The organism is Actinoallomurus sp. CA-150999, assembly GCF_050942425.1.
In the GTDB taxonomy this organism is placed as follows: domain Bacteria; phylum Actinomycetota; class Actinomycetes; order Streptosporangiales; family Streptosporangiaceae; genus Actinoallomurus.
The window spans coordinates 3,617,403-3,641,747 of sequence record NZ_CP192063.1; the positions used below are offsets into that span (position 1 = coordinate 3,617,403).

Genomic DNA, 24,345 nt, shown 5'->3' on the forward strand with positions numbered 1-24,345 from the left:
CCCGTGGCAGCACAGAACGACCTGGTGGCGCGCATCCGCGCGACCAGCCTGCGAACCCCCATGTCACCCGCGACCGGTGACGTGGTCTCCCTGGCGATCGGCGAACCCGACTTCGCCACCCCGCCCGGCATCGTCGCCGCCATGAAGCGGGCGCTGGACGCCGGGCACACCCACTACACCAGCCCGCTCGGCCTGCCCGAGCTGCGATCGGCGATCAGCGGACGTGTCGGACGCGGCTACGACCCGGACGGCGTCACCATCACGCACGGCGGGTCGGCGGGGCTCGCGGCCGTCATCATGTCGGCCGTGAACCCCGGCGACACCGTGGTGATCGACGACCCGACGTACTCCCTGTACGCGGACATCGTCGCCGCCGCCGGGGGCACCACCGTACGGGTGGCGCGGCGGGCGGACGGGCGGATCGACCAGGAACGGCTGCGTGCGGTACTGGCCGGCGCCGCCCTGCTGATCGTCTGCCAGCCGGGCAACCCCACCGGCCGGATCCTGACCGCGGAGGAGTGGCGGTCGATCGCCGAGGCCACCCGCGGCACCGGCACGCTCGTGCTGTCCGACGAGGCGTACGGCGGCATCCTGTACGGCGACGGTTTCGTCTCCGTCCTCGACGTCGCGGACCTGCGCGACCGGGCGGTGCTGTGCCAGACGTTCTCCAAGACGTACGCCATGACCGGCTGGCGGCTCGGCTACCTGGTCGGTCCCGCGTCCGTCATCGCGGACGCGGCGCTGGTCCACCGCACGGTCAACGGCGCGATCAACACGGCCGCGCAGCACGCCGCGCTCGCCGCCTTCGACGCCGCGGTCGAACGCGATCTGAAAGCGATGGTCGACCAGTATCGTGAACGCCGTGACGTCATGGGCGCGGAACTCCTGGCCATCCCCCGGCTCACCTTCGAGCCGCCCGACGGGGGGTTCTACTTCTTCTGCGCGTACGACGACCCGCGCACGTCACTGGAGATCCGCGACGCGGCGCGGCGATGCGGCGTGCTGATCCGGCCCGGCCGGGAGTTCGGCCCCGCCGGGGAGGGGCACATCCGGCTGTCCTTCGCCACCTCGGTCGCCGACATCGTGTGCGGGGTGCGGCGGCTGGCCGAGGTCTTCGACCGCCCGGAGCCGCCTGGTGCGTAGCGACACCGAGCGCAACTACCGCACGCTGCTGAGGGTGGCGGAGGAGATGTTCGCGGATGCCGACGAGACGGTCACGCTCACGCAGATCGCCAAGAAGGCGAACATCGCCCCCGCCACGGCGTACCGCTATTTCGGCTCGCTCGACGGGCTGGTGACCGCGTTCCGCGTGGAGGTCAACCGGGATCTGGTGGCGTTCAGCGAGGACTGCGACGCGGAGGGCCTGGACCTGCTGGCGGCGGTGTGCCGCCGGTGGGTCGACCTGGTCGACCGGCACGGCCACGCGATGGCTCAGGTCCGCTCCCGCGAGGGCTACCTCTCCCGGCTTCGCGCCGCCGCGCCCGACATCGTCTCCCATGCCGCCGCCATGCGCCGCCCCCTCACGGAGGCGTGCCGCGCCCTCGGCATCCCCGACTCCGGCGACGAGGCCCTCCACCTCTGGAACGCCCTGTACGACCCTCGCGACATCCTCGACCTTCGCGCCACCCTCGAGCTGTCGGTCGACGACCTCGCGGCGCGCCTGTTCGCCGCCCTCTGCGCGGCCCTCACCGCCTGGAGCACGCACCGTACGTAGCCGGGGCGATGGTCCCCCCGGCTGCCCAAGATCGGCATATTCCCAGGTCAGAGGGGTTATCGCGATGGCATACCTCACACGTGCACAAGTTGAACTTTAAACTTATGCACGAGTAACGTCTTCCATGTCCCACCACCCAGGGACGCGCTCCCGGCGCCCTTCACCCATGAGGGCGCCGGGCCGACACAAGGAGATGACCATGAATCGGACCTTGGGACGGCATGTCGCCACCGCGGCCGCCACACTCGCCGTGGCCGGCGGCGCCGCACTCGCACTCGGCGGGACCGCCTCCGCGGCGCCCGTCCAGGACGCGCACCGCACGACCGTCACCGCCCACGTCGCCGTACACGGCGACAACCGCGACGACGACCGTTACCGCGACCATGGCGACGGCCGTCGCCGGGACGGTGGCCGCGCCTGGGAGGGCCACGGCCGGTACTGGTACGGCAGTGAGAGCCGGCGGTACCGCGTCATCGACCACCGGCTCTACTACTGGAGCCACGGCGCGTGGAGGCTCGTGACCTGGCACACGCACGGTCACGACTTCCGCTGATCCCCGACCAGACGGGAGCCCGCTCCGGACGACGCGCGACGCGCCGCCCGGAGCGGTAGGCGGGGAGTAGAGGAAGTCCAGTCAGACCCGGCACGGGAATCGCTCGGCGGTGGCGCCAAGGGGGGCGCCACCGCCGAGCGGGACGTGCCGCACATCGCCGCTTCGACCCGCGGTGCCGGGGAGACGGAGCCGAGCCGGGCCCTCCATAGGGGAGAGGGCCTGAGGGTGCGGTCATCGACCGGCCGCCGGCTCCGGGAATCACCGCTCAGGGCCGCGGCGGCCGCCGCCGGTCCGGGACCGGTCACGGCATGGGGGTGCCGGACCGGAACCGGGCCGGCGTTGCACTCTGCTCGCGCTCGGGCGTCCGTGCCCGCGGGGATCGGTCAGCGCCAGACGACGGAGAGGGCGGGGGAGGCCGTGGCGGTCTCGATGGCGGCGCGGACCTCCTGGAGAGCGGCGATGACGTCGCTCTCCAGTTCCGGCGTGAGGCGTGACTTGGGGATCGAGCAGCTGAGCGCGTCGGTGACGGCGGCGTCGTAGCGCAGGGCGATGCCGATGCAGTACAGGCCGACGGTGTTCTCGCCGTCGTCGACGGCGTAGCCGCGCCGCCGGGTCTCGGCGAGGTCGGCGTGCAGGGCGTCTCGGTCGCAGAGGGTGCGCGGGGTCAGCCGCTCCGGCGCGGCCGGGATCAGGGTGTCGATCTCATCGTCGGTGCGCTCGGCGAGGACCGCCTTGCCCAGGGACGTGGTGTGCACCGGCAGCCGCCGGCCGACGCGGCTGAACCGGCGGCGGTAGTGGTGGGACTCGCGAGTGGCGAGATAGACCATGTCCGTGCCGTCGAGCCGGGCGAAGTGCAGCGTCTCGCCGAGTTCGGTCGCGAGCGCGTCCAGGTGCGGCTTGAGCATGGCGAGCCGGGGGTCGTCGTCGAGGTAGGCGGTGCCGACGAGCAGCGCGCGGATGCCGATGGAGTACAGCGACCCCGTGGCGTCGGTGCGCACCCAGCCGCGGCCCACGAGGGTCTGCAGCAGGGCGTAGAGGCTGCTGCGGGGGATGTCGATCCGCTCGGCGAGGTCCCGGAGCGTCACCGCCCTGCCCTGGAGCGCGGCGAGAGTCTCGAGAACCTCGACCGTCCGCCCGGCCGACTTCACATCGCGAACACCCCGCGGTTGCTCTGTGCTCACTGATCGCCTCCCCGCCCGTTCTGCCCGTCATCCTGCCACGCCCATGTCGCGGGTGGATTGCGGCTTCTTGACGGACTTGCACGTTTACGTGCATAGTCTCCCATTATAGATGCTGTCTACATATGGAGATGACGTGCACGATACGGACTCGGCCGTCGCAGCGCGCACGGCTGCGCTCCGCGCGGGGATGGACCGCGCGGTGCTGTCCTTTCCGCTGACGGCGTTCTCCGCGAGCGGCGATCTGGACCTCGGCGCGTACCGGGCTCTCCTGGAGCACCAGCTCGCCGCGTCGCCCGGCGCGCTGTTCGTCTGCTGTGGCACGGGCGAGTACTTCAGCCTCGATCTGGAGGAGTACGCCGCCTGTGTGCGCGCCGCGGTCGAGCTGGCCCCGCCGGAGGTTCCCGTCGTCGCGGGGGCCGGACACGGCGTCGCGCTGGCGACCCGGTACGTCAGGGCCGCCGAAGAGGCCGGGGCCGGCGCGGTCCTCCTCCTGCCGCACTACCTGACCGAGGCCCCGCAGGCGGGCCTCGCCGAGCACGTACGGCGGGTCGCCGCCGCGACCACCCTGCCGGTGATCATCTATCACCGGGGACAGGCCCGGTACGCTGTGGACACCGTGACCGCCCTGGTGGCGGAGGTCCCGAACCTCGCCGGGCTCAAGGACGGCACGGGCGACATCGAGCACTTCCAGGCGCTGCGGCTGGCGACCCCGCCGGAGTTCCTGTTCTTCAACGGTGTGCCGACCGCCGAGCTACAGGCCCGCGCCTACGCGGCGATCGGGATCCCCGCGTACTCCTCGGCCGTGCACGCCTTCGCGCCGGAGATCGCCGGGGCGTTCCACGCCGCGCTGCGCAGCGGGGACGAGGCGACCGCCGACCGGCTGCTCTCCGGCTTCTACCTGCCGCTGGCCCGGATCCGCGACCGGACGGCAGGGTACGCGGTGTCGCTCGTCAAGGCCGGGGCGCGGCTGCGCGGCCTGCCGGCCGGCCCCGTACGCCCGCCGCTCGCCGACCCCGGCCCCGAAGATCTGGCCGACCTCGAGCGCGTCCTCGCCGCCGGCCTCGAGCTGATCTGAGTCAGGAGCACTCATGAGCGACCTGCGCATCGCCGACGTGCGCGTCACCCCCGTCCTCGTCGAGGACCCGCCGCTGCTGAACCTGCAGGGCGTCCACCAGCCGTACACCCCGCGGGTGATCGTCGAGGTGGAGACCGAGGACGGTGTCGTGGGCCTGGGGGAGACCTACGGCGACGACGAGTACCTCGAACCCCTGCGGACGGTGGCCGCGCTGCTGCCCGGCCGTTCGGCCGCGTCCTCCGAGAGCCTGTGGGAGATCGTGGCCGGCGCGCTCGACGCGAGCGCGGTGACCGGTTCGCTCACCGACGACCTGCAGGCCCGGCGGCTGTTCGGCCGGCAGAACCTCACCAAGCTGCACGCGATCGTCGTGTCGGCGTTCGAGGTCGCCTTCCTGGACGCCATGGGCCGGTCCCTCGGGCTGCCCGTGCACCAGCTGCTCGGCGGCAAGGTGCGCGACCGCGTCGACTTCGCCGGCTACCTCTTCTACAAGTGGGAGAAGCACCCGGTCGCCGGCGCGCCCGTCGACGACTGGGGCCTGGCCCTCGACCCGGAGGGCGTCGTCGCCCAGGCCCAGCGGATGATCGACCGGTACGGCTTCGGCTCGCTGAAACTCAAGGGCGGGGTCTTCCCGCCCGACGAGGAGATCGCCGCGACCCGGGCGCTGCACGACGCGTTCCCCGGTGTTCCGGTGCGTCTCGACCCGAACGGCGCCTGGTCCGTGGACACCGGTACCCGCGTCGCCGAGGCCCTCCGCGACACCGTCGAGTACCTCGAGGACCCCTGCACGGGCGTCGAGGCCATGGCCGAGGTCCACCGCCGCACCGAAGTGCCGCTCGCCACCAACATGTGCGTCACCTCGATGCGGGAGATCCCCGAGGCGTTCCGCGCCGACGCGGTGCAGGTCGTCCTGTGCGACCACCACTTCTGGGGCGGTCTGCGCGCCACCCAGGCCCTCGCACGGATCTGCGAGACGTTCGGCGTCGGCCTGTCCATGCACTCCAACACCCACCTGGGCATCAGCCTGGCCGCGATGACGCAGGCGGCCGCCTGCGCGCCCGGCCACCTCCACGCCTGCGACACGCACCGGCCGTGGCAGACCGACGACGTCATCACCGAGCCGCACGTGTTCCGCGACGGCGCGCTGACCGTCTCGGACGCGCCCGGCCTGGGCGTCGAGCTCGACCGCGCCGCGCTCGCCCGCTACCACGAGCGCTGGCGTACCAGCGACGTGCGATCCCGCGACGACGTCGCCGCGATGCGCGTCGTCGACCCCGGCTGGAACGCCCCGTCGATCCCGCGCTGGTAGCACCCACCGTCTCCCGGCCGGCGGCATCCGCCGGCCGGGTGGGCCCGTCCCGGGCCGCTCGTTCCCTTTCCCTTCTCACCTCCTCCTGGCGTTAACGGGCGTGCCGATCGACGGCATGCCCGCTCTCCCTACCCCCCGGGAGTGCCGATGCACATCACCACCCACCTGCCGGACTGGGGCCTCGCCCTGCTCGCCCTGGCCGGCATCGCCGCCCTACTTCTCCTCGTCATCAAGATCCGTCTACACGCGGTCCTCGCCCTGCTCATCGTCAGCGTCGGTGTGGCGATCGCGGCGGGGCTGCCGGTCAAGGACATCCCCGACGTCCTCGCCGGCGGCTTCGGCGACACGCTCGGCTCCGTCGCCATCATCATCACCCTCGGCGCGATGCTCGGCCGGATGCTGGAGATGGCCAACGGCGCAGAAGTGCTGTCCCGCGCCATGATCCGCCGCTTCGGCGAGGACCGCGCGCCGCTCGCCATGGGCGTGACCGCCCTCATCTTCGGCATCCCGATGTTCGTCGACGCGGCATGGATCGTGCTGCTGCCGCTGATGTTCGCCGTCACCCGTACCTCGCGCAAACCGCTGATCGCCATCGCGCTGCCCGCCGTCGGCGCCCTGGCGATGACCAACGCGGTACTGCCTCCGCACCCCGGCCCGGTGACCGCCGCCGGCCTGCTGCACGTGAGCCTCGGCTGGGTGACCGTCTTCGGCATCATCTGCGGCCTGCCCGCCTGGCTGCTGGGCAGCTACGCGTACGGCGTGTGGATCGGCCCGCGCATGAGCGAGGTGAAGGTCCCCGAGGACCTGTCCGTCGCCGGTGAGGGCGGTACCACCTCGGACGAGAAGAACGACGGACCCGGCTCCGGGGACGGCGAAGCCGCCGACGGCGGGGTCGCCGTGGCCGACCGGCAGACGACGGCGGTGGCCTCACGGGCCGTCGAGAACCCGCCGTCGCTGGGCAGCGTGCTCGCGGTCATCCTGCTGCCGATGGTGTTGATCATGCTCAACACCTTCTCCACCGTGCTCCTGAAAGAGGGGTCCACGGCGCAGAACATCCTGGAGTTCGTCGGGGACCCGATCATCGCACTGGCGATCACGGTGCTCGGCGCGCTCTACATCTTCGGCGTACGGCGCGGGCTGAGCGGAAAGCACCTCGAACAGGCAGCGAACGCCTGCCTCGGGCCGATCGCCTCGGTGACGCTCGTCATCGGCGCGGGCGGGATGTTCGCGGCGGTGCTGAAGAAGACCGGCGTGGGCAGTGCCCTGGCGCACCTGCTGGGCAACGCCGGAGTGCCGACGCTCGTCCTGGCGTTCGTGCTCGCCACCGCGCTGCGGGTGGCTCTCGGGTCCAAGACGGTCGCGATCGTCACCACCGCGCCCATCGTCGCGCCGCTCGCCGCCCAGTCGCACTTCGGTCAGGCGCAGCTGGCCCTCGTCGTCATCGCGATCGCCGCCGGGGGAACGGTGCTGTCGCACGTCAACGACGCCGGGTTCTGGCTGATGAACCGCTACTTCCGGCTGACCATCCCGCAGACGCTGAAGTCGTGGACGGTGATGGAGACGCTGATGGGCGTGACCGCCTTCCTGATCGCCCTGGTCATCAGCCTGTTCCTGTGACGGCACGCGCGGGGGCCGTTCGCCGGCCCCCGCGCGTCCACCGCACGAGCCGTCGTGGTCCGCCGACCTGCGGACCACGACGGCTCGTGCGGTGTGACGTCAGTCGAGCTGGATGTAGTCCAGTTCCGCGTAGCCCGTACCGCCGGTGAAGTACGGAGCGCCCTTCGCCAGCCGGATGGTGTTGTATCCGGCGTGCAGGTCGACCGTGGTGGCGACGGTGGAGCCGAACTGGCCCCATCCCGCGGTCGGCGGATAACTGACGGTGTGCCAGGCGCCGCCGTCGTAGGCCAGCCCCTGCGTCGACGTCGCGCCGGTGCCGTTGGCGTACCCGATCGTCATCGTGTACGTACGGGCGGTCGGCACGTTGACGACGAAGTCCACGTAACTGTCGGTGCGCGGGTCGCCCATGTTGTCGATCCGGCCGACGTAGCCGCCGGCCGAGGCGGTGCCGGCGGTGAGCCGCTGCGCCCGGAAGACCGAGGCGTTCTCGGCCTCGTAACGGTGCTGGTAGGCGGGCACCCCGCTGGTGGGCTCGACGACCAGGTGGTAGGCGCTGCCCGCGTCCATGTTCGGCACCGGCACGGTGATGGCGCCATTGGTGACCGTGTACGTCGCCGTCGAGATGTCGGTGGGCGCGGACACGGCGGTGAACCGCCCGGAGGCCGGTGTGGACTCCAGATGCACCCGGACGGTCTGGCCGAGCGAGGACAGGCCCGAGACGCGCACGTCATTGGTGCCCGACGCGTTGCCGAAGGCCACATTGACGATCTTGCGGGTGGGATCGAAGGCGGCGAATCCGTCCAGGCCGGTCTGGTCGGCCGGGGTGGTGGTGACCATGGTGCCGGCCATGTCGCCGTACCACTTGTACAGCCACCAGCTGCCGGTCGGCTGGTTGTTCGTCACGAGGCCGTTGACGGTGCCGTACTCGTACCAGAAGGCGCGGTCGGCCGACTCGACGCCGGCCCGCTCGAACTTCGCGATGTAGCTGGACACGCGGCCGGCCACGTCGACCTCGTTCGTCCACGCGTATTCGTTGATGGAGATGCGCCGCGGGCTGACGCCGAGCGACGATTCCAGCGCGCGGTAGGCCGTGACCTCCGACGCGATGTTCGCGGCGTTCCATTCGTGCCAGGAGACGACGTCGGGAAGGGCGTTGTGGTCCTTGGCATAACTGAGGAAGGACTGCATGGAGGAGGCCTTCCAGGAGGACAGGCTCGGGCCGACGATCGGGGTCAGCGAGTCGAGCGAGCGCACCTCCTGGTAAGTGCGCACCCAGCCGGCGTTGAAGTCTCCGGCGCTCGCGGTGTTCCACGTCCCGTCGGGCTCGTTCCAGAGCTCCCACCCGGCGATGTTGCTGACCGAGGTGGCCGCCAGCCGTTTCTTGACCATGGTGTCTACTTTGGACAGCCAGTCCGACCAGCTCACCCACTTGTACGGGAAGTCGGGGTAGATGTCGGGCATCCGGATGAACTCGGCGGTGCCGACCCGGTCGGCCTGCGGCGCGACGAGCAGCGAGTCGCCGCCCGGTGGCTGACCGTTGGGCTTCTGGCCGACGCCGGGAGCGGGCTGGGTGAGGGTGTTCATCGCGATGGGCAGCAGCGTCGAGTCGGCCGGCCGGTTGTTCTCGGCGAGAGCGTAGAGGCCGCCCGACGCGACATGCGTGACGGGCCGGTACGGTGCCGCGGCGTTCACCACCAAGGTCGCTCCCGCCGCGTGCGCGGGCGTGACCGGGCCGGCCACCGCCAGGGCGGCGGCCACCAGCGCCGCCGTCACGGCGGCGCGGAGTGTTCGCTGGTACATCGGATCCTCGCTTACTTCGGATGGCGGCGTGGCGATTCCGGCCGTCGCGTCCGCCGCGGAGCCGGAACGTCCCCGCCGCCTGACGGGGGAGAGGAGGAAGGATGGAGGAAACCTCGGAAATCGATTGCCCCAGAGGCTAAAACGCTGGGTATTAGGCGTCAAGGGTGCGTTTCCGCCTGACTCCGCGTCCTTCGTCGGCCCACCTGTCACGTACTGAGAGAGCGCCAGAAAGGAAAAATCAGCGAGGAAAATTTCGGAAAACAGGAAAATCGGTGCTACCGGCGGCGGTCAGGCCGTGATGGGCGCGGCCAGATTCTGCTTGACGCCCCGGCTGAGATCGTCGGCGATGATCTCAGCGGTGTCCGTAGCGAGTCCGTCGAGCGCGATCTTGGCGATCACCGCCGGATCGGACTTGTCGGCCGTGATGCCGGACGTCATGTCGGTCTCCATGTAGCCGACGTGCAGTCCGGCGACCTGGATCCCCTTCGGGGCGAGTTCCTGGCGTACGGCGTTGGTCATCGCCCATTCGGCGGCCTTGGCCGCGGAGTACGCGCCGGAGGCCGGAATGTGCACCCAGGAGAGCACGGACAGGACGTTCAGGACGGCGCCGCCGCCGTTGGCCTCGATGACCGGCGCGAACGTGCGGATCACGTCCAGCGTGCCGAGGTAGTGCGTGTCCATCTCACGCCTGATGTCCGCGAGATCGCCGTCGATCAGGGACGACCTGGTGGAGATGCCGGCGTTGTTGATCAGGAGCGTCGTGTCCGTGGCCACCCCGGCCGCCTCGCGTACCGACGCCGGATCGGTGAGGTCCAGCCGCAGCGGTACGGCACCGGGCACGTCCACCGTCTCGGGCCGTCGGGCGGCGGCGTACACCTTGGCTCCACGGTCGAGGAGCTGGGCGACGAGATGCCGGCCGAACCCCCGGTTGCCACCGGTCACGACCGCCACCGAATTTTCGATCTTCATGACTTCCCTCTTCCGTATGCGGCGGCTCAGGCCGCCGCGCTCGCTTAAATATGACCGGTCGTCTTAGACGATGTCAAGCGGCCCCACCTCGGTTGACAGCGGTGAGACGACCGGCCATATTGGGTGCGGAGGTGGGTCGTCATGGGCAGGCGTGGCGTACGCGAGGAGATCGTCGAAGCGGCACTGGAGCAGTTCCACGTCCAGGGGTACAACGCGGCCGGCGTGAAAGTGATCACCGATGCGGCGGGCGTGCCGAAGGGGTCGTTCTACAACCACTTCGACAGCAAAGAGGCGCTCGCCGTCGTGGCCCTGGAGCGGTACGGCGCCGGGCGGCCCCTGCGCGAGCTGGCCGAGGGAGAGGGTCAGCCGCTGGCCCGGCTACGCGCGCATTTCGAGGCGCTCCGCGAAGCCGTCGTGCGCTACGACTTCACGCGTGGGTGCCTCATCGGCAACTTCGGCACGGAGATCGCCGATCACAGCGACGTCATCCGTGAGGCCGTCCGTCAGGGCCTCGCCGAGTGGACGGCTGCGATCGCCGCGGTGCTCACCGAGGCCCGAGACGCCGGCGCCCTCCGTGCCGGACTGGATCCGCGGGCCACGGCCGGCTTCCTCGTCAACGCCTGGGAGGGCTCCCTCATCAGGGCCCGCGCCGACCGCTCCACCGACGCCCTCGAGTCCTTCTTCGTCCTGATCTTCGACACCCTCCTGAGCCGAGAGGTCAGCGCTCGACGAGGGTGAGGGCGAAGGTGTAGCGGCTGGCGCGGTAGACGTGGGTGCCGTACTCCACCGGGCGGCCCTTGTCGTCGTACGCGATGCGGGTCATGGTCAGCAGGGGGACGCCGCGGCGTTCGTCCAGCAGTCGCGCCTCGGGGGCGGTGGCCCCACGCGCGCCGATCGTCTGGTTGGCGATGCGGAGGTTGACCCCTGCCGCGCGCAGCAACTCGTACAGCCCGCGGGCGCCCAGGTCCTCCGCCGTCAGCGTGACGAGGCCGACGGGGAGGTAGTTGGTGAGCAGGGCGAGCGGCTCGTCGCCGGTGAGCCGGAGCCGGCTCAGGCGCAGGACCTCCGTACCGGGGGCGATGTCGAGCTTCCCGGCCACCTCGTCGTCGGCGGGCAGGGTGCCGAGCTCCAGCACGCGGGTCGAGGGGCTGCGGCCGGAGGCGAGAAGGTCGTCGTAGAGGCTGGTCAGCTCGATCGAGCGCCGCACCTGGGCCTGCACGACCTGGGTGCCGACGCCGCGCTTGCGGACGAGCAGGCCCTTGTCGACGAGGTGCTGGATCGCCTGCCGGATCGTCGGCCGGGACAGCCCGTACCGGTCGGCGAGCAGGATCTCGTTCTCCAGGCGGCTTCCGGGGGGAAGGCGACCGTCGCGGATGGCCGCCTCGAGCTGCTGCGCCACCTGGAAGTACAGGGGGACGGGGCTGCTGCGGTCGACCGAGACCGCCGGCCGGTGCACGGCCATTCTGTCCATGTGCGCCTCCGGAATCCCCTGGAAAGCCCGCTCACCGGCAGCGCCGCAAGCTGTGACATCACGATGTCCGGACAAGGTAGCCGTCACGCGGGCTCCGTCGCACATCGCCCCGCCTGGCGGCCATCCTCTGGTAAAAGCTATTACCTCCTAATGTCAGGACAAACTCTTGACATGGGATGAATTCCTGCGGAGGCTGGATGCCACGACGGTGAACGAACGGCAACGTCGTCGTCACGCCGGGGTCACCCGGCGCGGTTCCCGAGGAACCGATGTCCCGGAGGTGCATCCGCTCGGTGAGTCCGCACGATCTGATCACCATGGGACGGGTCAGCGTGGACGTTTACCCGCTCCAGGTGGGCGTACACCTGGAGGACGTCGAGACGTTCGGCAAGTACCTCGGTGGCAGTCCGACGAACGTCGCGGTCGCGGCCGCGCGGCACGGTCACCGTACGGCGGTGATCACCCGGACCGGGGAGGACCCGTTCGGCCGGTACATCCACAGCGCGCTGCGGGGGTACGGCGTCGACGACCGCTTCGTCACCGCCGTCCCCGGGCTGCCGACGCCGTTGGCGTTCTGTGAGATCTTCCCGCCGGACGACTTCCCGCTGTACTTCTACCGCTACCCGAAGGCCCCCGACCTGGAGATCCACCCCGAGGAGCTGGACCTGCCGGCCATTCGCGCGGCGCGCGTGTTCTGGGCCACCGTCACCGGCCTGTGCGAGGAACCGAGCCGTACGGCGACGCTCGCGGCGCTGGCCGCCCGGTCCCGGCAGCGGGACACCGTGCTCGACCTGGACTACCGGCCCATGTTCTGGTCGTCGCCGGAGGAGGCGAGCGGCTGGGTCGGCCAGGCTCTGGAGCACGTCACGGTCGCCGTCGGCAACGTCGAGGAGTGCGAGGTCGCCGTGGGGGAGCGCGAGCCGTACGCGGCGGCGGAGGCGCTGCTGGACCGCGGCGTCCGCCTGGCCATCGTCAAGCGCGGCCCCAAGGGCGTGCTGGCCGCGAGCCGCACGGGCTCCGGCGGAACGGACGTGGTCGAGGTGCCGCCGGTCGAGGTGGAGGTCGTGAACGGGCTGGGCGCCGGCGACGCGTTCGGCGGGGCGCTGTGCCACGGTCTGCTCGCGGACTGGGACGTCGAACGGACCGTACGGTTCGCGAACGCCGCGGGCGCGATCGTCGCCTCCCGCCTCGCCTGCTCCCCGGCGATGCCCACCACCCCCGAGGTCGACCAACTCGTCGCCGGCGGCCCTGTGCCGAGCGCCTCGGAACCGGGCGGACCGGTGGCGCGCGTTTCGGAGACCGGTGGCCCTGTGCCGAGTGCCTCGGAACCGGGCGGGTCGGTGGCGCGCGTTTCGGAGACCGGTGACCCCCTGCCGAGCGCCCCGGAGCCCGGCGGACCCGCAGGGCGCGTCTCGGAAACCGGTGGCCCGGTGCCGCCGCAGGCCCCGGAAGGGGCGGCGGATGATCATTGAAGCGTTCGCCGACCGGGTCGCGGCGCTGGCCGAGGTTCGGGCCTCTCGGCCGGAGGCGGTCGCCGAGGCAGCCGCGCGGCGGGTACGGTGCGGGTCGCTCCTCGGCCCGAACGGCCGCCTCATGATCCTGGCCGCCGACCATCCGGCGCGTGGGTCCCTCGGCGCGGGTGACCGCCCGCTGGCCATGGCCGACCGGCGGGACCTCCTCGAACGGCTCTGCCTCGCCCTCAGCCGTCCCGGGGTCGACGGCGTGCTCGGTACCCCGGACGTCGTCGAGGACCTGCTGCTGCTCGGCGCGCTCGACGAGAAGGTCGTGATCGGCTCGATGAACCGCGGCGGCCTGGCCGGGTCGGCGTTCGAGATCGACGACCGGTTCACCGCCTACGACGCGCCGGCCATCGCCGGTCAGCGACTCGACGGCGGCAAGATGCTGCTGCGCATCGACGACGCCGACCCCGCGACCGCCCGCACGCTGGAGTCCTGCGCCCGCGCCGTCTCGGAGCTGGCCGCCGGCCGGCTGATGGCCATGGTCGAGCCGTTCATCTCCCGCCGCGCCGACGGCCGGGTGCGCAACGTCCTCACCCCCGAAGCCATGACGCGCGCCCTCGCGATCGCCTCCGGACTCGGGGCGACCTCGGCGTACACCTGGCTGAAGGTCCCGGTCGTCGAGGACATGGAACGCGTGATGGCCGCCTCGACGCTGCCGGCCCTGCTGCTCGGCGGCGAGGTGCCCGCCGACCCCGACGCCGCGTTGGCCGGCTGGCAGCGCGCACTGCGGCTGCCGACCGTCAAGGGCCTGGTCGTCGGCCGCAGCCTTCTCTATCCACCGGACGACGACGTCGCCCGCGCCGTCGACGCCGCCGTGGAGGTCCTGGGATGAAGCACTACCTGCCCGCGGGCAGCACCGGTACGCGGCCGTACACGCTGGAGGTCACCCCGGAGACCGCCGGCTGGACGTACTCGGCGCTGCGGGTCCTCGAGCTCGACGGCTCGCACACGTTCGACACCGGCCCGTACGAGACGCTGGTGCTGCCGCTGTCCGGGTCGTGCCGGGTGGCCTGCGACGGCGAGACGTTCGAGCTGCGCGGGCGCCGCGGTGTCTTCTCCCGCGTCACCGACTTCGCCTATGTTCCGCGCGACGCGTCGGTCACGGTCACCGGCCGCGGGCGGTTCACGCTGCCCGCCGCCCGGTGCGAGAACCGGCTCCGTGCCCGGTACGGCCCGGCCGAGGACGTCCCCGTCGAGCTGCGCGGGGCGGGCCAGGCGTCGCGGCAGGTCAACAACTTCTGCACGCCGGAGGCGTTCGAGGCCGACAAGCTGATCGCCTGCGAGGTCATCACGCCCGGCGGCAACTGGTCGTCCTACCCGCCGCACAAGCACGACGAGGACCGCCCCGGCGAGAGCGTCCTGGAGGAGATCTACTACTTCGAGGTCGGCAGCGGAGCGGAGGCCATGGCGTACCAGCGGGTGTACGGCACCGCGGACCGGCCCATCGACGTGCTGGAGGAGGTGCGCAGCGGCGACACCGTGCTGATCCCGCACGGCTGGCACGGCCCGTCGATGGCGGTGCCCGGGTACGACCTGTACTACCTCAACGTGATGGCCGGGCCCTCGCCGGAGCGCGCGTGGCTGATCTGCGACGACCCGGCGCACGCCTGGGTGCGCGGCACCTGGGAAGGACAGGAGACCGACCCCCGGCTGCCCCTCACCTCGACCACCGAGAGGGAGACATGAGGCTGACCGTAGGACAGGCGATCGTCCGGTTCCTCGCCGCGCAGTGGTCGGAGCGGGACGGCGTGGAGCAGCGGTTCTTCGCGGGCTGCTTCGGGATCTTCGGGCACGGCAACGTCGCCGGCGTCGGGCAGGCCCTGCTGGAGGCACAGCGGACGGGCGGTCCCGAGCTGCCGTACTACATGGCCCGCAACGAGCAGGCCATGGTGCACGCCTCGGTCGGCTTCGCGCGGATGAAGGACCGGCTCCAGACCTTCGCGTGCACGTCCTCCATCGGCCCGGGCGCGACCAACATGGTGACCGGCGCCGCGCTGGCCACCATCAACCGGATCCCCGTCCTGCTGCTGCCCGGCGACATCTTCGCCACCCGCGCCGCCGACCCGGTGCTGCAGCAACTGGAGGATCCCCGGTCCTCGGACGTGTCGGTCAACGACGCGTTCAAGCCGGTGTCCCGGTACTGGGACCGGATCAACCGGCCCGAGCAGCTCCCGTCCGCGCTGCTCGCCGCGATGCGGGTGCTCACCGACCCCGCCGAGACCGGCGCGGTCACGCTCGCCCTGCCTCAGGACGTCCAGGCCGAGGCGTACGACTGGCCGGAGGAGCTGTTCGCCCGGCGGGTGTGGCACGTCCCGAGGCCGGTCCCCGAGCCCGCCGAGTTGGAGCGCGCGGTGGCGGCGCTGCGCGCGGCCGAGCGGCCGCTGATCGTCGCGGGCGGCGGCGTCACCTACTCCGACGCGGCGGATGACCTGCTGGCCTTCGCCGACGCCACCGGCATCCCGGTCGCCGAGACGCAGGCGGGCAAGGGCTCCGTGCCGTGGGACCACCCCTGCGCGGTGGGCGGCGTCGGGGCCACGGGCACGCCGGCCGCGAACGCCCTCGCCCGGGAGGCCGACGTCGTCCTGGGCGTCGGCACCCGCTACAGCGACTTCACGACCGCGTCCCGTACCGTCTTCGCCCACCCGGACGTACGGTTCGTCAACCTCAACGTCGCGCGGTTCGACGCCGTGAAGCACTCCGCCGTCCCCCTGGTCGCCGACGCGCGGGCGGGGCTGCGCGCGCTCACCGAGGCCCTCGCCGGCCACCGCGTCGACGCGGCGTACGCCGAGCGCGTGCGGCGGCTCGCCGAGGACTGGGCGCGGGTCGTTGACCGGGCCTACCACCGCGGGCACCGGCCGCTGCCCGCGCAGACCGAGATCCTCGGTGCCCTGGGCGAGATCGCCGGTCCCCGCGACGTCGTCGTGAACGCCGCCGGCAGCATGCCCGGCGACCTGCAGATGCTCTGGCGGGCGCGCGACCCGCGCCAGTACCACGTCGAGTACGGCTACTCCTGCATGGGCTACGAGATCGCCGGCGGCCTGGGGATCAAGATGGCCGACCCCGACCGGGAGGTGTTCGTCCTCGTCGGCGACGGGTCGTACCTGATGATGGCCCAGGAGATCGTGACAGCGGTCTCCGAAGGGATCAAGCTGACGATCGTGCTCGTGCAGAACCACGGTTTCGCGTCGATCGGCGCGCTGTCGGAGTCGCTGGGATCCCAGCGGTTCGGCACGAGCTACCGCTACCGCAACCCGGAGACGGGCCTGCTCGACGGCGAACTGCTCCCGGTGGACCTGGCGGCGAACGCCGCGAGCCTCGGCGCGGACGTGCTGCGTGCCACGACCGTCGAGGAGTTCCGTACCGCACTCGAACGCGCGAAGGAGGCGAAGGTCACGACCGTGGTGCACGTCGAGACCGATCCACTGGCGCCGGCGCCCGACTCGGACGCCTGGTGGGACGTCCCGGTGGCGGAGGTCTCGGCCCTGGAGAGCACCCGGAAGGCGCGGGCCGACTACGAGGCGGCCAAGGCCGCGCAGCGTCACCATCTCGGAGACAACGCCGCCCCGACTGAGTGAAGACGGAGAGACGCGATGTTCAGACCAGACAGGCGGGCGGGCATTCTCGTCGCGGGGCTCGTCCTCGCCTTGAGCGCGTGCAGCAGCCACGGCGGCAAGAAGGCCCAGGATACGGCGGAGAACCCCGCCGCCGGTCACGCGAGCACCCCCCGGATGAAGATCGCCCTCGTCACGCACCAGGCGCCCGGTGACACGTTCTGGGACATCGTCCGCAAGGGCGCGCTGGCCGCCGCCGCCAAGGACAACGTGCAGCTCATCTACTCGAACGACCCGGACGGCGACAAGCAGGCCACCCTGGTGCAGAACGCCATCGACAGCAAGGTCGACGGCATCGCCGTCACCCTCGCGCACCCGGACCCGATGGCCGGTGTCGTCAAGAAGGCCGTCGCCGGCGGGATCCCGACCGTCGCGATCAACGCGGGCCTGGACCAGTGGCAGAAGATGGGGATCCTCCAGTACTTCGGCTCCGACGAGAGCATCGCCGGGGAGAGCGCGGGCAAGCGGCTGAGCGGCGAAGGGGCCAAACACGTCCTGTGCGTCCTGCACGAGCAGGGCCAGGTGTCCCTGGAGGCGCGCTGCGGCGGCCTGACCAAGGGTTTCTCCGGCAAGACCGACAAGGTGTACGTCACGGGGACGAACATGCCGTCCGTGCGGTCCACCATCGCCGCCAAGCTCAAGCAGGACAAGAGCATCGACCGGGTCGTGGCCCTCAGCGCCCCGATCGCGCTGACCACGCTGCAGTCGGTCAAGGACGCCGGGAGCTCGGCCAAGGTCGCCACGTTCGACATGAACCCGGCCATGGTCAAGTCCGTCCAGGACGGCCAGATCGAGTGGGCCGTCGACCAGCAGCCCTACCTCCAGGGCTACCTGGCGGTCGACTCGCTGTGGCTCTACAAGACGAACGGCAACGTCATCGGCGGCGGTAAGGCGACGCTGACCGGGCCGTACTTCGTCGACAAGACCAACGTCGCCGCGGTCGCCAAGTTCGCCTCGCGCGGTACGCGGTAGCGACGGCGCCGGGGACCGGCCGTCGCCGGTCCCCAGCGCCTCCGAGCCCTGGAGGTTCTCATGAGTCACGCAGTGCACGCCGGCGAGGCCCCGCCGTCCGTGCCGGACGAGCGGCTCGCCCGGCAGTCGCCGCTCGCCCGCCTGCTGGCGCGGCCTGAGACCGGTTCGCTGGCGGGTGCGGTCGTCATCTACGTGTTCTTCTACGTCGTCGCCGAGCCGTTCCGCGGGCTCGACTCCCTCGCGACGATCCTCTACGCGAGCTCCACGCTCGGCATCCCGGCGGTCGGGGTCGCCCTGCTGATGATCGGCGGTGAGTTCGACCTGTCGGCGGGCGTCGCCGTGACGACCTCGTCGCTGGTCGCCTCGATGCTGAGCTTCCAGCTGACGCTGAACGTCTGGGTCGGGATCGCCGTGGCGCTGCTGCTGGCGCTGGGCGTCGGCGCGCTCAACGGCTACCTCGTCATGAAGACCGGGATCCCCAGCTTCCTCGTGACGCTGGCGACGTTCCTGATGCTGCAGGGCCTGAACCTCGCCATCACGAAGCTGATCACCGGCAACGTCGCCAGCCCGGACATCTCGAACATGGACGGCTTCGGGTCCGCCCAGAAGATCTTCGCCGAGGAGTGGAACGTCGGCGGGCTGTCTCTGCGGATCAGCGTCCTGTGGTGGCTGCTGTTCGCCGCGATCGCCACGTGGGTGCTCCTGCGGACGCGCGTCGGCAACTGGATCTTCGCCGTCGGGGGAGCGCAGTCGAGCGCGCGGGCCGTCGGCGTCCCGGTGCGGGGGGTCAAGATCGGCCTGTTCATGACGGTCGGCTTCCTGTGCTGGTTCACCGGCATGAACCTGCTGTTCTCGTTCAACACTGTGCAGTCGGGCGAGGGCGTCGGCAACGAGTTCCTGTACATCATCGCGGCCGTCATCGGCGGCTGCCTGCTGACCGGCGGGTACGGCTCCGCCGTCGGCGCCGCGACCGGCGCGTTCATCTTCGGGATGACGACCCAGGGCATCGTGTACGCGGGCTGGAACCCCGACTGGTTCAAGTTCTTCCTCGGCGCGATGCTGCTCGGCGCCACCCTCCTCAATCTCTGGGTCCGCCGGCGAACGGAGGCCTCGCGATGACCGACACCATGACCGAGACGCCCTTGGTGCGTCTCACGGACTGCGAGAAGCGCTACGGCAACATCATCGCCCTGACCGGCGTGTCGCTGGAGGTCCACGCCGGTGAGGTGACCTGCGTGCTCGGCGACAACGGCGCGGGCAAGTCCACCCTGATCAAGATCATCGCCGGGATGCACCAGAACGACGCCGGCACGTACGAGGTCGAGGGCGAGCGGGTGCGCTTCGCCTCCCCGCGCGAGGCGCTCGAACGCGGCATCGCGACGGTGTACCAGGATCTGGCGGTCGTGTCGCTGATGCCGGTCTGGCGCAACTTCTTCCTCGGTTCGGAGGTGCGTAAGGGCGCGGGCCCGCTCAGCCGGCTCGACATCGGCTTCATGCGGCGCACCACCAAGACCGAGCTGGCCAACATGGGCATCGACCTGCGCGACGTCGACCAGCCGATCGGGACGCTGTCCGGCGGCGAGCGTCAGTGCGTGGCGATCGCGCGGGCGGTCTACTTCGGCGCGAAGGTCCTGATCCTTGACGAGCCCACCGCCGCACTCGGCGTGAAACAGGCCGGCGTCGTACTCCGCTACATCGTGCGCGCCAAGGAACGCGGACTCGGCGTCATCTTCATCACCCACAACCCGCACCACGCCTACCCGGTCGGCGACAGCTTCCTCATCCTGAACCGCGGCCGTCCGCTCGGCGACTACACCAAGGACGAGATCACCCGCGAGCAGCTCACCGCGCTCATGGCCGGCGGCGAGGAGCTCGAGCAGCTCAGCCACGAACTCGAAGGCGCCGCCGCCACGGACGCCGAGCTCGGCAAGGTCGCGCAGGAACTCGAGCACGAGATCGCCGAACTGTCGGGCCGTCCGACGCCACCCGAGCGGGACAGGCCCTAGACCCCGCTGGGAGCGTCGCCGTTTCCGTCCGCCCGGAAACGGCGATCTTCCCGCGATCAACGGAGGAGGAACAGTGGAGGCCGGTCCACGGGAACGGGTGCTCGGTGTCGGGGTGATCGGCGCCGGCTGGATGGGGCACGCGCACGCCCGCGCGTACGCCCGGCTGCCCCACCACTATCCCGAGCTGCCCGTACGGCCGCGCCTGGTGGCGGTGGCCGAGACCGTGCCCGCCCAGCTGGCGGACTTCGCGTCCCGGTACGGCCCCGACCGCCGCTACACCGACTGGCGGGACCTCCTCGCGGATCCCGAGGTCGAGGCGGTCAGCGTCACCGCCCCGAACGCCCTGCACCGCGAGATCGGCGTGGCGGTCGCCGAGACGGGCCGTCACCTGTGGATCGAGAAGCCGGTCGGCCTCACCGCCGGGGACGCCCGTGCGGTGGCCGAGGCCGTGGCCAAGGCGGGGGTCCGGTCGGCCGTCGGATTCAACTACCGCAACGTCCCCGCCGTCGCCCGCGCCCGCCGCCTCATCGCCGAGGGCGCCATCGGCACGCCCACCCACGCCCGCGTCCACCTGCTCACCGACTACGCCGCGCATCCCGCCGGCGCGCTGACCTGGCGGTTCCTGCGGGAACACGGCGGCTCGGGCGTGCTCGGCGACCTGGCCTCCCACGGCGTCGACCTCGTCCGCTTCCTCCTCGGCGACCTCGAGCGGCTGGTCGCCGACACCGCCGTCTTCGTGCCCGAGCGGCCGCTCGCCGCCCCCGGCGGCAGCCACTACGCGATCGCCGACGCGGGCGGGCCCGTCGGCGTGGTGGAGAACGAGGACTACGTCTGCGCCCTGCTGCGGACCCGCGACGGGGTCCGGGTGACCTTCGAGGCGGGCCGCACCGAGGTGGGGGAGCAGAACACCTACGGCTTCGTCGTCCACGGCACCACGGGGCTGGTCGGCTGGGACTTCCGGCGCGCGGGTGAGCTGGTGGTCTCCGCCGGCGGGGACTACCAGAACGAGCCGGCGACCACGGTGTTCGCGGGCCCGGGCGACGGCGAGTACGCGCGGTTCCAGCCCGGAGCCGGGATCGCGATGAGCTACGACGACACGAAGGTGGTCGAGGCCGCCGGCTTCCTGCGCAGCGTGGCCGAGGGCGTCCCGCACGGCGCGACGATCGAGGACGCCGTCCGCAGCGCCGAGGCCCTGGAGGCCATGGAGCGCTCGGCCGCCACCGCCGCGTGGATCACCCTGTTATCGCCGGAGGCCGACCGGCGGGTGATGCCACCGATCACACGTGCCCCCGGGAACGCCGACGTCCTGGGAGCCGACACTGTCGGTGGGCGTGGCTACCATGCCCGTCATGATCTTGGTGACGGGAGCAAGCGGCACCGTGGGCTCGGCGCTTCTGGAGACACTGCGCGCCGCCGGGCATCCGGTCCGGGCCGCGTACCACGCGCAGCGCGACGTCGACCGTGCGATCACCGCCGGTCGCGACGCCGTCCGGATCGACCTGGGCGAGCCCGCGACGCTCCCGCCGGCGCTGCACGACGTCGAGGCGGTGTTCCTGGTCGGCGCGATGGGCCGTGACCAGACCCGCCAGGAGCTCAACCTGGTCGAGGCCGCGACCGTCGCGGGCACTCCCCGCGTCGTCAAGCTGTCGGTCTGGCGGGCCGACGAGGAGCTGACGCCGATCGCCCGCCTCCACCGGCCCGCGGAGCTGGCGCTCCAGGCCTCCGGCCTGGGCTGCACGTTCCTGCGGCCGAACTTCTACATGCAGAATTTCACCCGGCAGTTCGCCGCTTCGATCCGGACGACCGGCGCGTTCGCCCAGCCCCGCGCCGATGCCCCCATCAGCTTCGTCGATGCCCGCGATATCGCCCGGGTCGCCGCGCGCCTGCTCACCACCGACGGCCACGAGGGCCGCGTCTACGCCGTCACGGGCCCCGAGGCGCTGACCTATGACACCGCCGCCGAGGTGCTCTCACAGGTCCTGGACCGGCCGATCCACTTCGCCGGGCTTTCCGATGCCGACGCCCGAGCCGCCATGCTCGAGCGTGGCCTGCCCGCGGACTACGCCGACGCCTTGATCGAGGTGAGCCGCGCGTACCGGGACGGCGGCGCGGAGACCGTCACCACGACGGTCCGCGATCTCACCGGCCGCGAGCCGACGACCTTCGAGCAGTTCGTCCGCGACCATCGCCCCGCATTCACCTGAGCCGCGGACCCATGGTGCGTGCGGCATTTCGCGCCAGCCTGAAACGTCCAGGACCGGTCATTTCACCGTCATCACTTGCGCCGGCGAGCCGAAGGTGCCGAATGGCCGTTATGTCGCAAACGCACTGCGTAATTGCCGCTGATAGGCCGCGACGGTTTCGACGCGGACGACGAAGACGGCGCCGGCGGTGTGGTCGGATCGCCGAATGCCCGGTAGCAACAAAACGGGCGACAGCTCCGCGGAAAGTCTTTACTCTCTCTAGGCAACCTAGCCGGGCCTCGCAATAGAGCCCGATTTCTGCGGAGCGTGTATGGACTTTCGCAAGAAGGCATCGGCCGTCGCGGCGGCCGGTGCACTGGCCACCATCACCACTCTCGCCGCGGGCGGTCCGCCCGCCGTGGCCCAGGCCGCGCCGGGGTCGACGGCATCCGACACCCCGATCACCCACGAGCAGAATCCACGGGTTCCCGAGGGCGCGGCGTGGACGCAGGCGTACTTCCCGTCCTCCGACGGCAGCGGTGTCGTGCTGCACGCCGACGTGCTCCGCCCGGCGAACCTGCCGGCCGGGGCGAAGACGCCGGTGATCCTCTCGGTGGGCCCCTACTTCGCGCACGCGGGGCAGACCGGTCCTGAAGGGTGGGACCGGGCCGGACCGTCGGCGCGCTTTCAGGACTTCATCAACGGCGCCGGCCTGATGGCACGCGGCTACACCTTCGTAATGGTCGACCTGCGCGGCTTCGGCGGGAGCACCGGGTGCCTGGACTGGGTCGGCCCGGGGGAGCAGGCCGACGTCCGGGCCGCCATCACGTGGTCGGCGAGCCAGGCCTGGTCGACCGGCAAGGTGGGCATGTACGGCAAGTCCTACGACGCCGTCACCGGATTGGTGGGCAACGACCTCAAGCTGCGAAGCCTGAAGGCGGTCGTCGCGCAAGAGCCGGTCTGGAACATGTACAACTACTTGTTCAGCAACAAGGTGCCGCGCCCGAACGTCACCGGCACGCCGATGGCGTACAACTCGATCGCGACGATGCCGCCGATGGCCGACGACAGCGACCGGTACAAGGCGAACGCGGAGTACGAGAAGAGCCATCCGCAGTGCCTGAGCGACAACATCACCAACAACAACAATCCCGATCCGCATTCGGCGTACTGGAACGCCCGCGACCTGGCCGCTCACGCGGTCGGCACCAGCACGCCGTTGTTCGTGACCCAGGGCTTCATCGAGCCCAACACCAAGCCCGAGGACATCGCGGAGTACCTGGGTAACCACCGGGGCCGGGAACGCGGTTGGCTCGGCCAGTGGGAGCACGTCCGGGGTAACGACACCGACGCGAGCGGCCGACTGTCGCAGGGGCGTGCCGGCTGGTTCAACGAGGTGATGCGGTTCTACGACCAGTACCTCCGCGGCACCAAGCCGCCGGTGACCGACCCGGCGTACGCCATCGAGGACAGCCGCGGCCACTGGCGCGCCCAGCCGACCTGGCCCGTGACCACGACGTCCTACCAGGCGCAGCTCTCCTCCGGCCGGTACGTCGACAGCGGCGGCGGTGCCTCGGCGGCCGCCGGCACGGCGGACCGTGGCCGCTGGGACATGGAACGGGCGCCGCGGATCCAGGCGCTGTCTCCCGCCGAGAAGAACGCCGCCCGGCGAAGCGCCGCCGCCGACTCCAGCTACTGGACCTGGTCCACGCCCGCCTCCGAACCGCTCCGGCTCACCGCCACACCGCGGATCACCCTCAACGCGGGCGCGAGCGGGAACGTGATGGTGCGCCTGTGGGACGTCGCTCCGGACGGCACGGCGACGATGTTCGACGAGAACGTCGCCCTGCTGCAACGCAGCGGACGGATCTCATTCGACCTGAAGGCGACCGACTGGACCTTCGAACGAGGACATCGGCTGGGAGTCCAGATCGGCACCATCGGCTCGACCGACTGGCTGGACGTACCCTCGGGTCACACGATCGCGGTGTCCGGCGCGCGGCTCGCCATGGCCATGCAGAACCCGCGGTCGGACGCACCGACCCAGGGTGACCGCTCGCCGTACCTGGACCAGTACCTCACGGCGAACACCACCACACTCGGCAACGTCGGCGAGGGCACCTTCCCGCTGAAGCTCGCGTGGGGCCGCTGACCACCCGGCCACCGGCACACACCGGCCGCCCGGCACGCCTCAGCGCGTGCCGGGCGGCCGGCCGTCGATCTGTACGAACTCCTCGGCGCCGGCCGTGACTACTAATTGCAATGCAAAACCCCCCGACCCCGTAGGTTCGGAGGGTTTGAGATCACGTGGTCGGGACGGCGGTGTCCAGGCTCAGGACATCGGAATGGGATGGCGACACGATTGCC

Annotated in this window: 19 protein-coding genes and 2 pseudogenes; 17 read left to right on the forward strand and 4 right to left on the reverse strand. The window is 71.2% G+C overall.

Annotation, left to right across the window (positions count from 1 at the left end):
• Window positions 1-3 precede the first annotated feature (3 nt).
• From ACQP2O_RS17155 to ACQP2O_RS17165, 3 genes are all read left to right on the forward strand, one after another.
• Window positions 4-1,143 carry a pyridoxal phosphate-dependent aminotransferase gene (locus tag ACQP2O_RS17155; RefSeq protein ID WP_433185575.1) on the forward strand — a complete coding sequence of 380 codons (1,140 nt, stop codon included), beginning with the start codon at window positions 4-6 and terminating at the stop codon, window positions 1,141-1,143.
• Window positions 1,136-1,714 (forward strand): TetR/AcrR family transcriptional regulator, encoded by a 579-nt coding sequence (locus ACQP2O_RS17160; protein WP_433185578.1) that lies wholly within the window; start codon window positions 1,136-1,138, stop codon window positions 1,712-1,714. Before ACQP2O_RS17155 ends, ACQP2O_RS17160 begins: the two co-directional genes overlap by 8 nt.
• 199 nt (window positions 1,715-1,913) lie before the next feature.
• Window positions 1,914-2,267, forward strand: a complete 354-nt coding sequence (locus ACQP2O_RS17165) for a hypothetical protein (protein WP_433185581.1) — start codon at window positions 1,914-1,916, stop codon at window positions 2,265-2,267.
• Between the two features lie 383 nt (window positions 2,268-2,650).
• Here the strand turns inward: ACQP2O_RS17165 and ACQP2O_RS17170 are convergent, their stop codons facing one another.
• Window positions 2,651-3,448, reverse strand: a complete 798-nt coding sequence (locus ACQP2O_RS17170; protein ID WP_433185583.1) for an IclR family transcriptional regulator — start codon at window positions 3,446-3,448, stop codon at window positions 2,651-2,653.
• A gap of 133 nt (window positions 3,449-3,581) precedes the next feature.
• Between ACQP2O_RS17170 and ACQP2O_RS17175 the strand changes: the two genes are divergently transcribed.
• The 3 genes from ACQP2O_RS17175 (at window position 3,582) to ACQP2O_RS17185 (ending at window position 7,446) form a co-directional block, all read left to right on the forward strand.
• Complete coding sequence (locus ACQP2O_RS17175) at window positions 3,582-4,523, forward strand: 5-dehydro-4-deoxyglucarate dehydratase (RefSeq protein ID WP_433185586.1); 942 nt, start codon at window positions 3,582-3,584, stop codon at window positions 4,521-4,523.
• 13 nt (window positions 4,524-4,536) lie between these two features.
• Complete coding sequence (locus tag ACQP2O_RS17180) at window positions 4,537-5,829, forward strand: enolase C-terminal domain-like protein (protein WP_433185588.1); 1,293 nt, start codon at window positions 4,537-4,539, stop codon at window positions 5,827-5,829.
• A gap of 147 nt (window positions 5,830-5,976) precedes the next feature.
• Window positions 5,977-7,446, forward strand: a complete 1,470-nt coding sequence (locus ACQP2O_RS17185) for a GntP family permease (protein ID WP_433185591.1) — start codon at window positions 5,977-5,979, stop codon at window positions 7,444-7,446.
• Between the two features lie 99 nt (window positions 7,447-7,545).
• Here the strand turns inward: ACQP2O_RS17185 and ACQP2O_RS17190 are convergent, their stop codons facing one another.
• Window positions 7,546-9,246: a CBM35 domain-containing protein gene (locus tag ACQP2O_RS17190; RefSeq protein WP_433185593.1), complete on the reverse strand. Its 1,701-nt coding sequence runs from the start codon at window positions 9,244-9,246 to the stop codon at window positions 7,546-7,548.
• 288 nt (window positions 9,247-9,534) lie between these two features.
• Window positions 9,535-10,215, reverse strand: a complete 681-nt coding sequence (locus ACQP2O_RS17195) for an SDR family oxidoreductase (protein ID WP_433185596.1) — start codon at window positions 10,213-10,215, stop codon at window positions 9,535-9,537.
• 141 nt (window positions 10,216-10,356) lie between these two features.
• On the opposite strand from ACQP2O_RS17195, the gene ACQP2O_RS17200 reads away from it, so the two are divergent.
• Window positions 10,357-10,953 carry a TetR family transcriptional regulator C-terminal domain-containing protein gene (locus tag ACQP2O_RS17200; protein WP_433185599.1) on the forward strand — a complete coding sequence of 199 codons (597 nt, stop codon included), beginning with the start codon at window positions 10,357-10,359 and terminating at the stop codon, window positions 10,951-10,953.
• Here the strand turns inward: ACQP2O_RS17200 and ACQP2O_RS17205 are convergent.
• Window positions 10,934-11,677 carry a GntR family transcriptional regulator gene (locus ACQP2O_RS17205; RefSeq protein WP_433191060.1) on the reverse strand — a complete coding sequence of 248 codons (744 nt, stop codon included), beginning with the start codon at window positions 11,675-11,677 and terminating at the stop codon, window positions 10,934-10,936. The genes ACQP2O_RS17200 and ACQP2O_RS17205 overlap by 20 nt on opposite strands.
• 278 nt (window positions 11,678-11,955) lie before the next feature.
• On the opposite strand from ACQP2O_RS17205, the pseudogene iolC reads away from it, so the two are divergent.
• From iolC to ACQP2O_RS17255, 10 genes and pseudogenes are all read left to right on the forward strand, one after another.
• Window positions 11,956-12,915, forward strand: a pseudogene (gene iolC / locus ACQP2O_RS17210) (5-dehydro-2-deoxygluconokinase); the annotation flags it as partial.
• Window positions 12,916-13,147: 232 nt separating this feature from the next.
• Window positions 13,148-14,038 (forward strand): Cgl0159 family (beta/alpha)8-fold protein, encoded by an 891-nt coding sequence (locus tag ACQP2O_RS17215; RefSeq protein ID WP_433185602.1) that lies wholly within the window; start codon window positions 13,148-13,150, stop codon window positions 14,036-14,038.
• Entirely contained in the window at window positions 14,035-14,892 is an 858-nt protein-coding gene (gene iolB / locus ACQP2O_RS17220; protein WP_433185604.1) for a 5-deoxy-glucuronate isomerase, read from the forward strand. Before ACQP2O_RS17215 ends, iolB begins: the two co-directional genes overlap by 4 nt.
• Complete coding sequence (gene iolD / locus ACQP2O_RS17225; RefSeq protein WP_433185607.1) at window positions 14,889-16,781, forward strand: 3D-(3,5/4)-trihydroxycyclohexane-1,2-dione acylhydrolase (decyclizing); 1,893 nt, start codon at window positions 14,889-14,891, stop codon at window positions 16,779-16,781. The genes iolB and iolD overlap by 4 nt, the downstream gene beginning before the upstream one ends.
• A 15-nt stretch (window positions 16,782-16,796) precedes the next feature.
• Complete coding sequence (locus ACQP2O_RS17230) at window positions 16,797-17,789, forward strand: sugar ABC transporter substrate-binding protein (RefSeq protein ID WP_433185610.1); 993 nt, start codon at window positions 16,797-16,799, stop codon at window positions 17,787-17,789.
• 60 nt (window positions 17,790-17,849) lie between these two features.
• On the forward strand, window positions 17,850-18,908 hold the full coding sequence (locus ACQP2O_RS17235; RefSeq protein WP_433185612.1) for an ABC transporter permease: 1,059 nt from the start codon (window positions 17,850-17,852) through the stop codon (window positions 18,906-18,908).
• On the forward strand, window positions 18,905-19,795 hold the full coding sequence (locus tag ACQP2O_RS17240) for an ATP-binding cassette domain-containing protein (protein WP_433185615.1): 891 nt from the start codon (window positions 18,905-18,907) through the stop codon (window positions 19,793-19,795). Before ACQP2O_RS17235 ends, ACQP2O_RS17240 begins: the two co-directional genes overlap by 4 nt.
• Window positions 19,796-19,907: 112 nt before the next feature.
• A pseudogene (locus tag ACQP2O_RS17245) lies at window positions 19,908-21,023 on the forward strand (Gfo/Idh/MocA family protein); the annotation flags it as partial.
• A 121-nt stretch (window positions 21,024-21,144) separates the two neighbouring features.
• Complete coding sequence (locus ACQP2O_RS17250; protein ID WP_433185618.1) at window positions 21,145-21,999, forward strand: SDR family oxidoreductase; 855 nt, start codon at window positions 21,145-21,147, stop codon at window positions 21,997-21,999.
• Between the two features lie 310 nt (window positions 22,000-22,309).
• Window positions 22,310-24,130 (forward strand): CocE/NonD family hydrolase, encoded by a 1,821-nt coding sequence (locus ACQP2O_RS17255; RefSeq protein WP_433185621.1) that lies wholly within the window; start codon window positions 22,310-22,312, stop codon window positions 24,128-24,130.
• Window positions 24,131-24,345 lie beyond the last annotated feature (215 nt).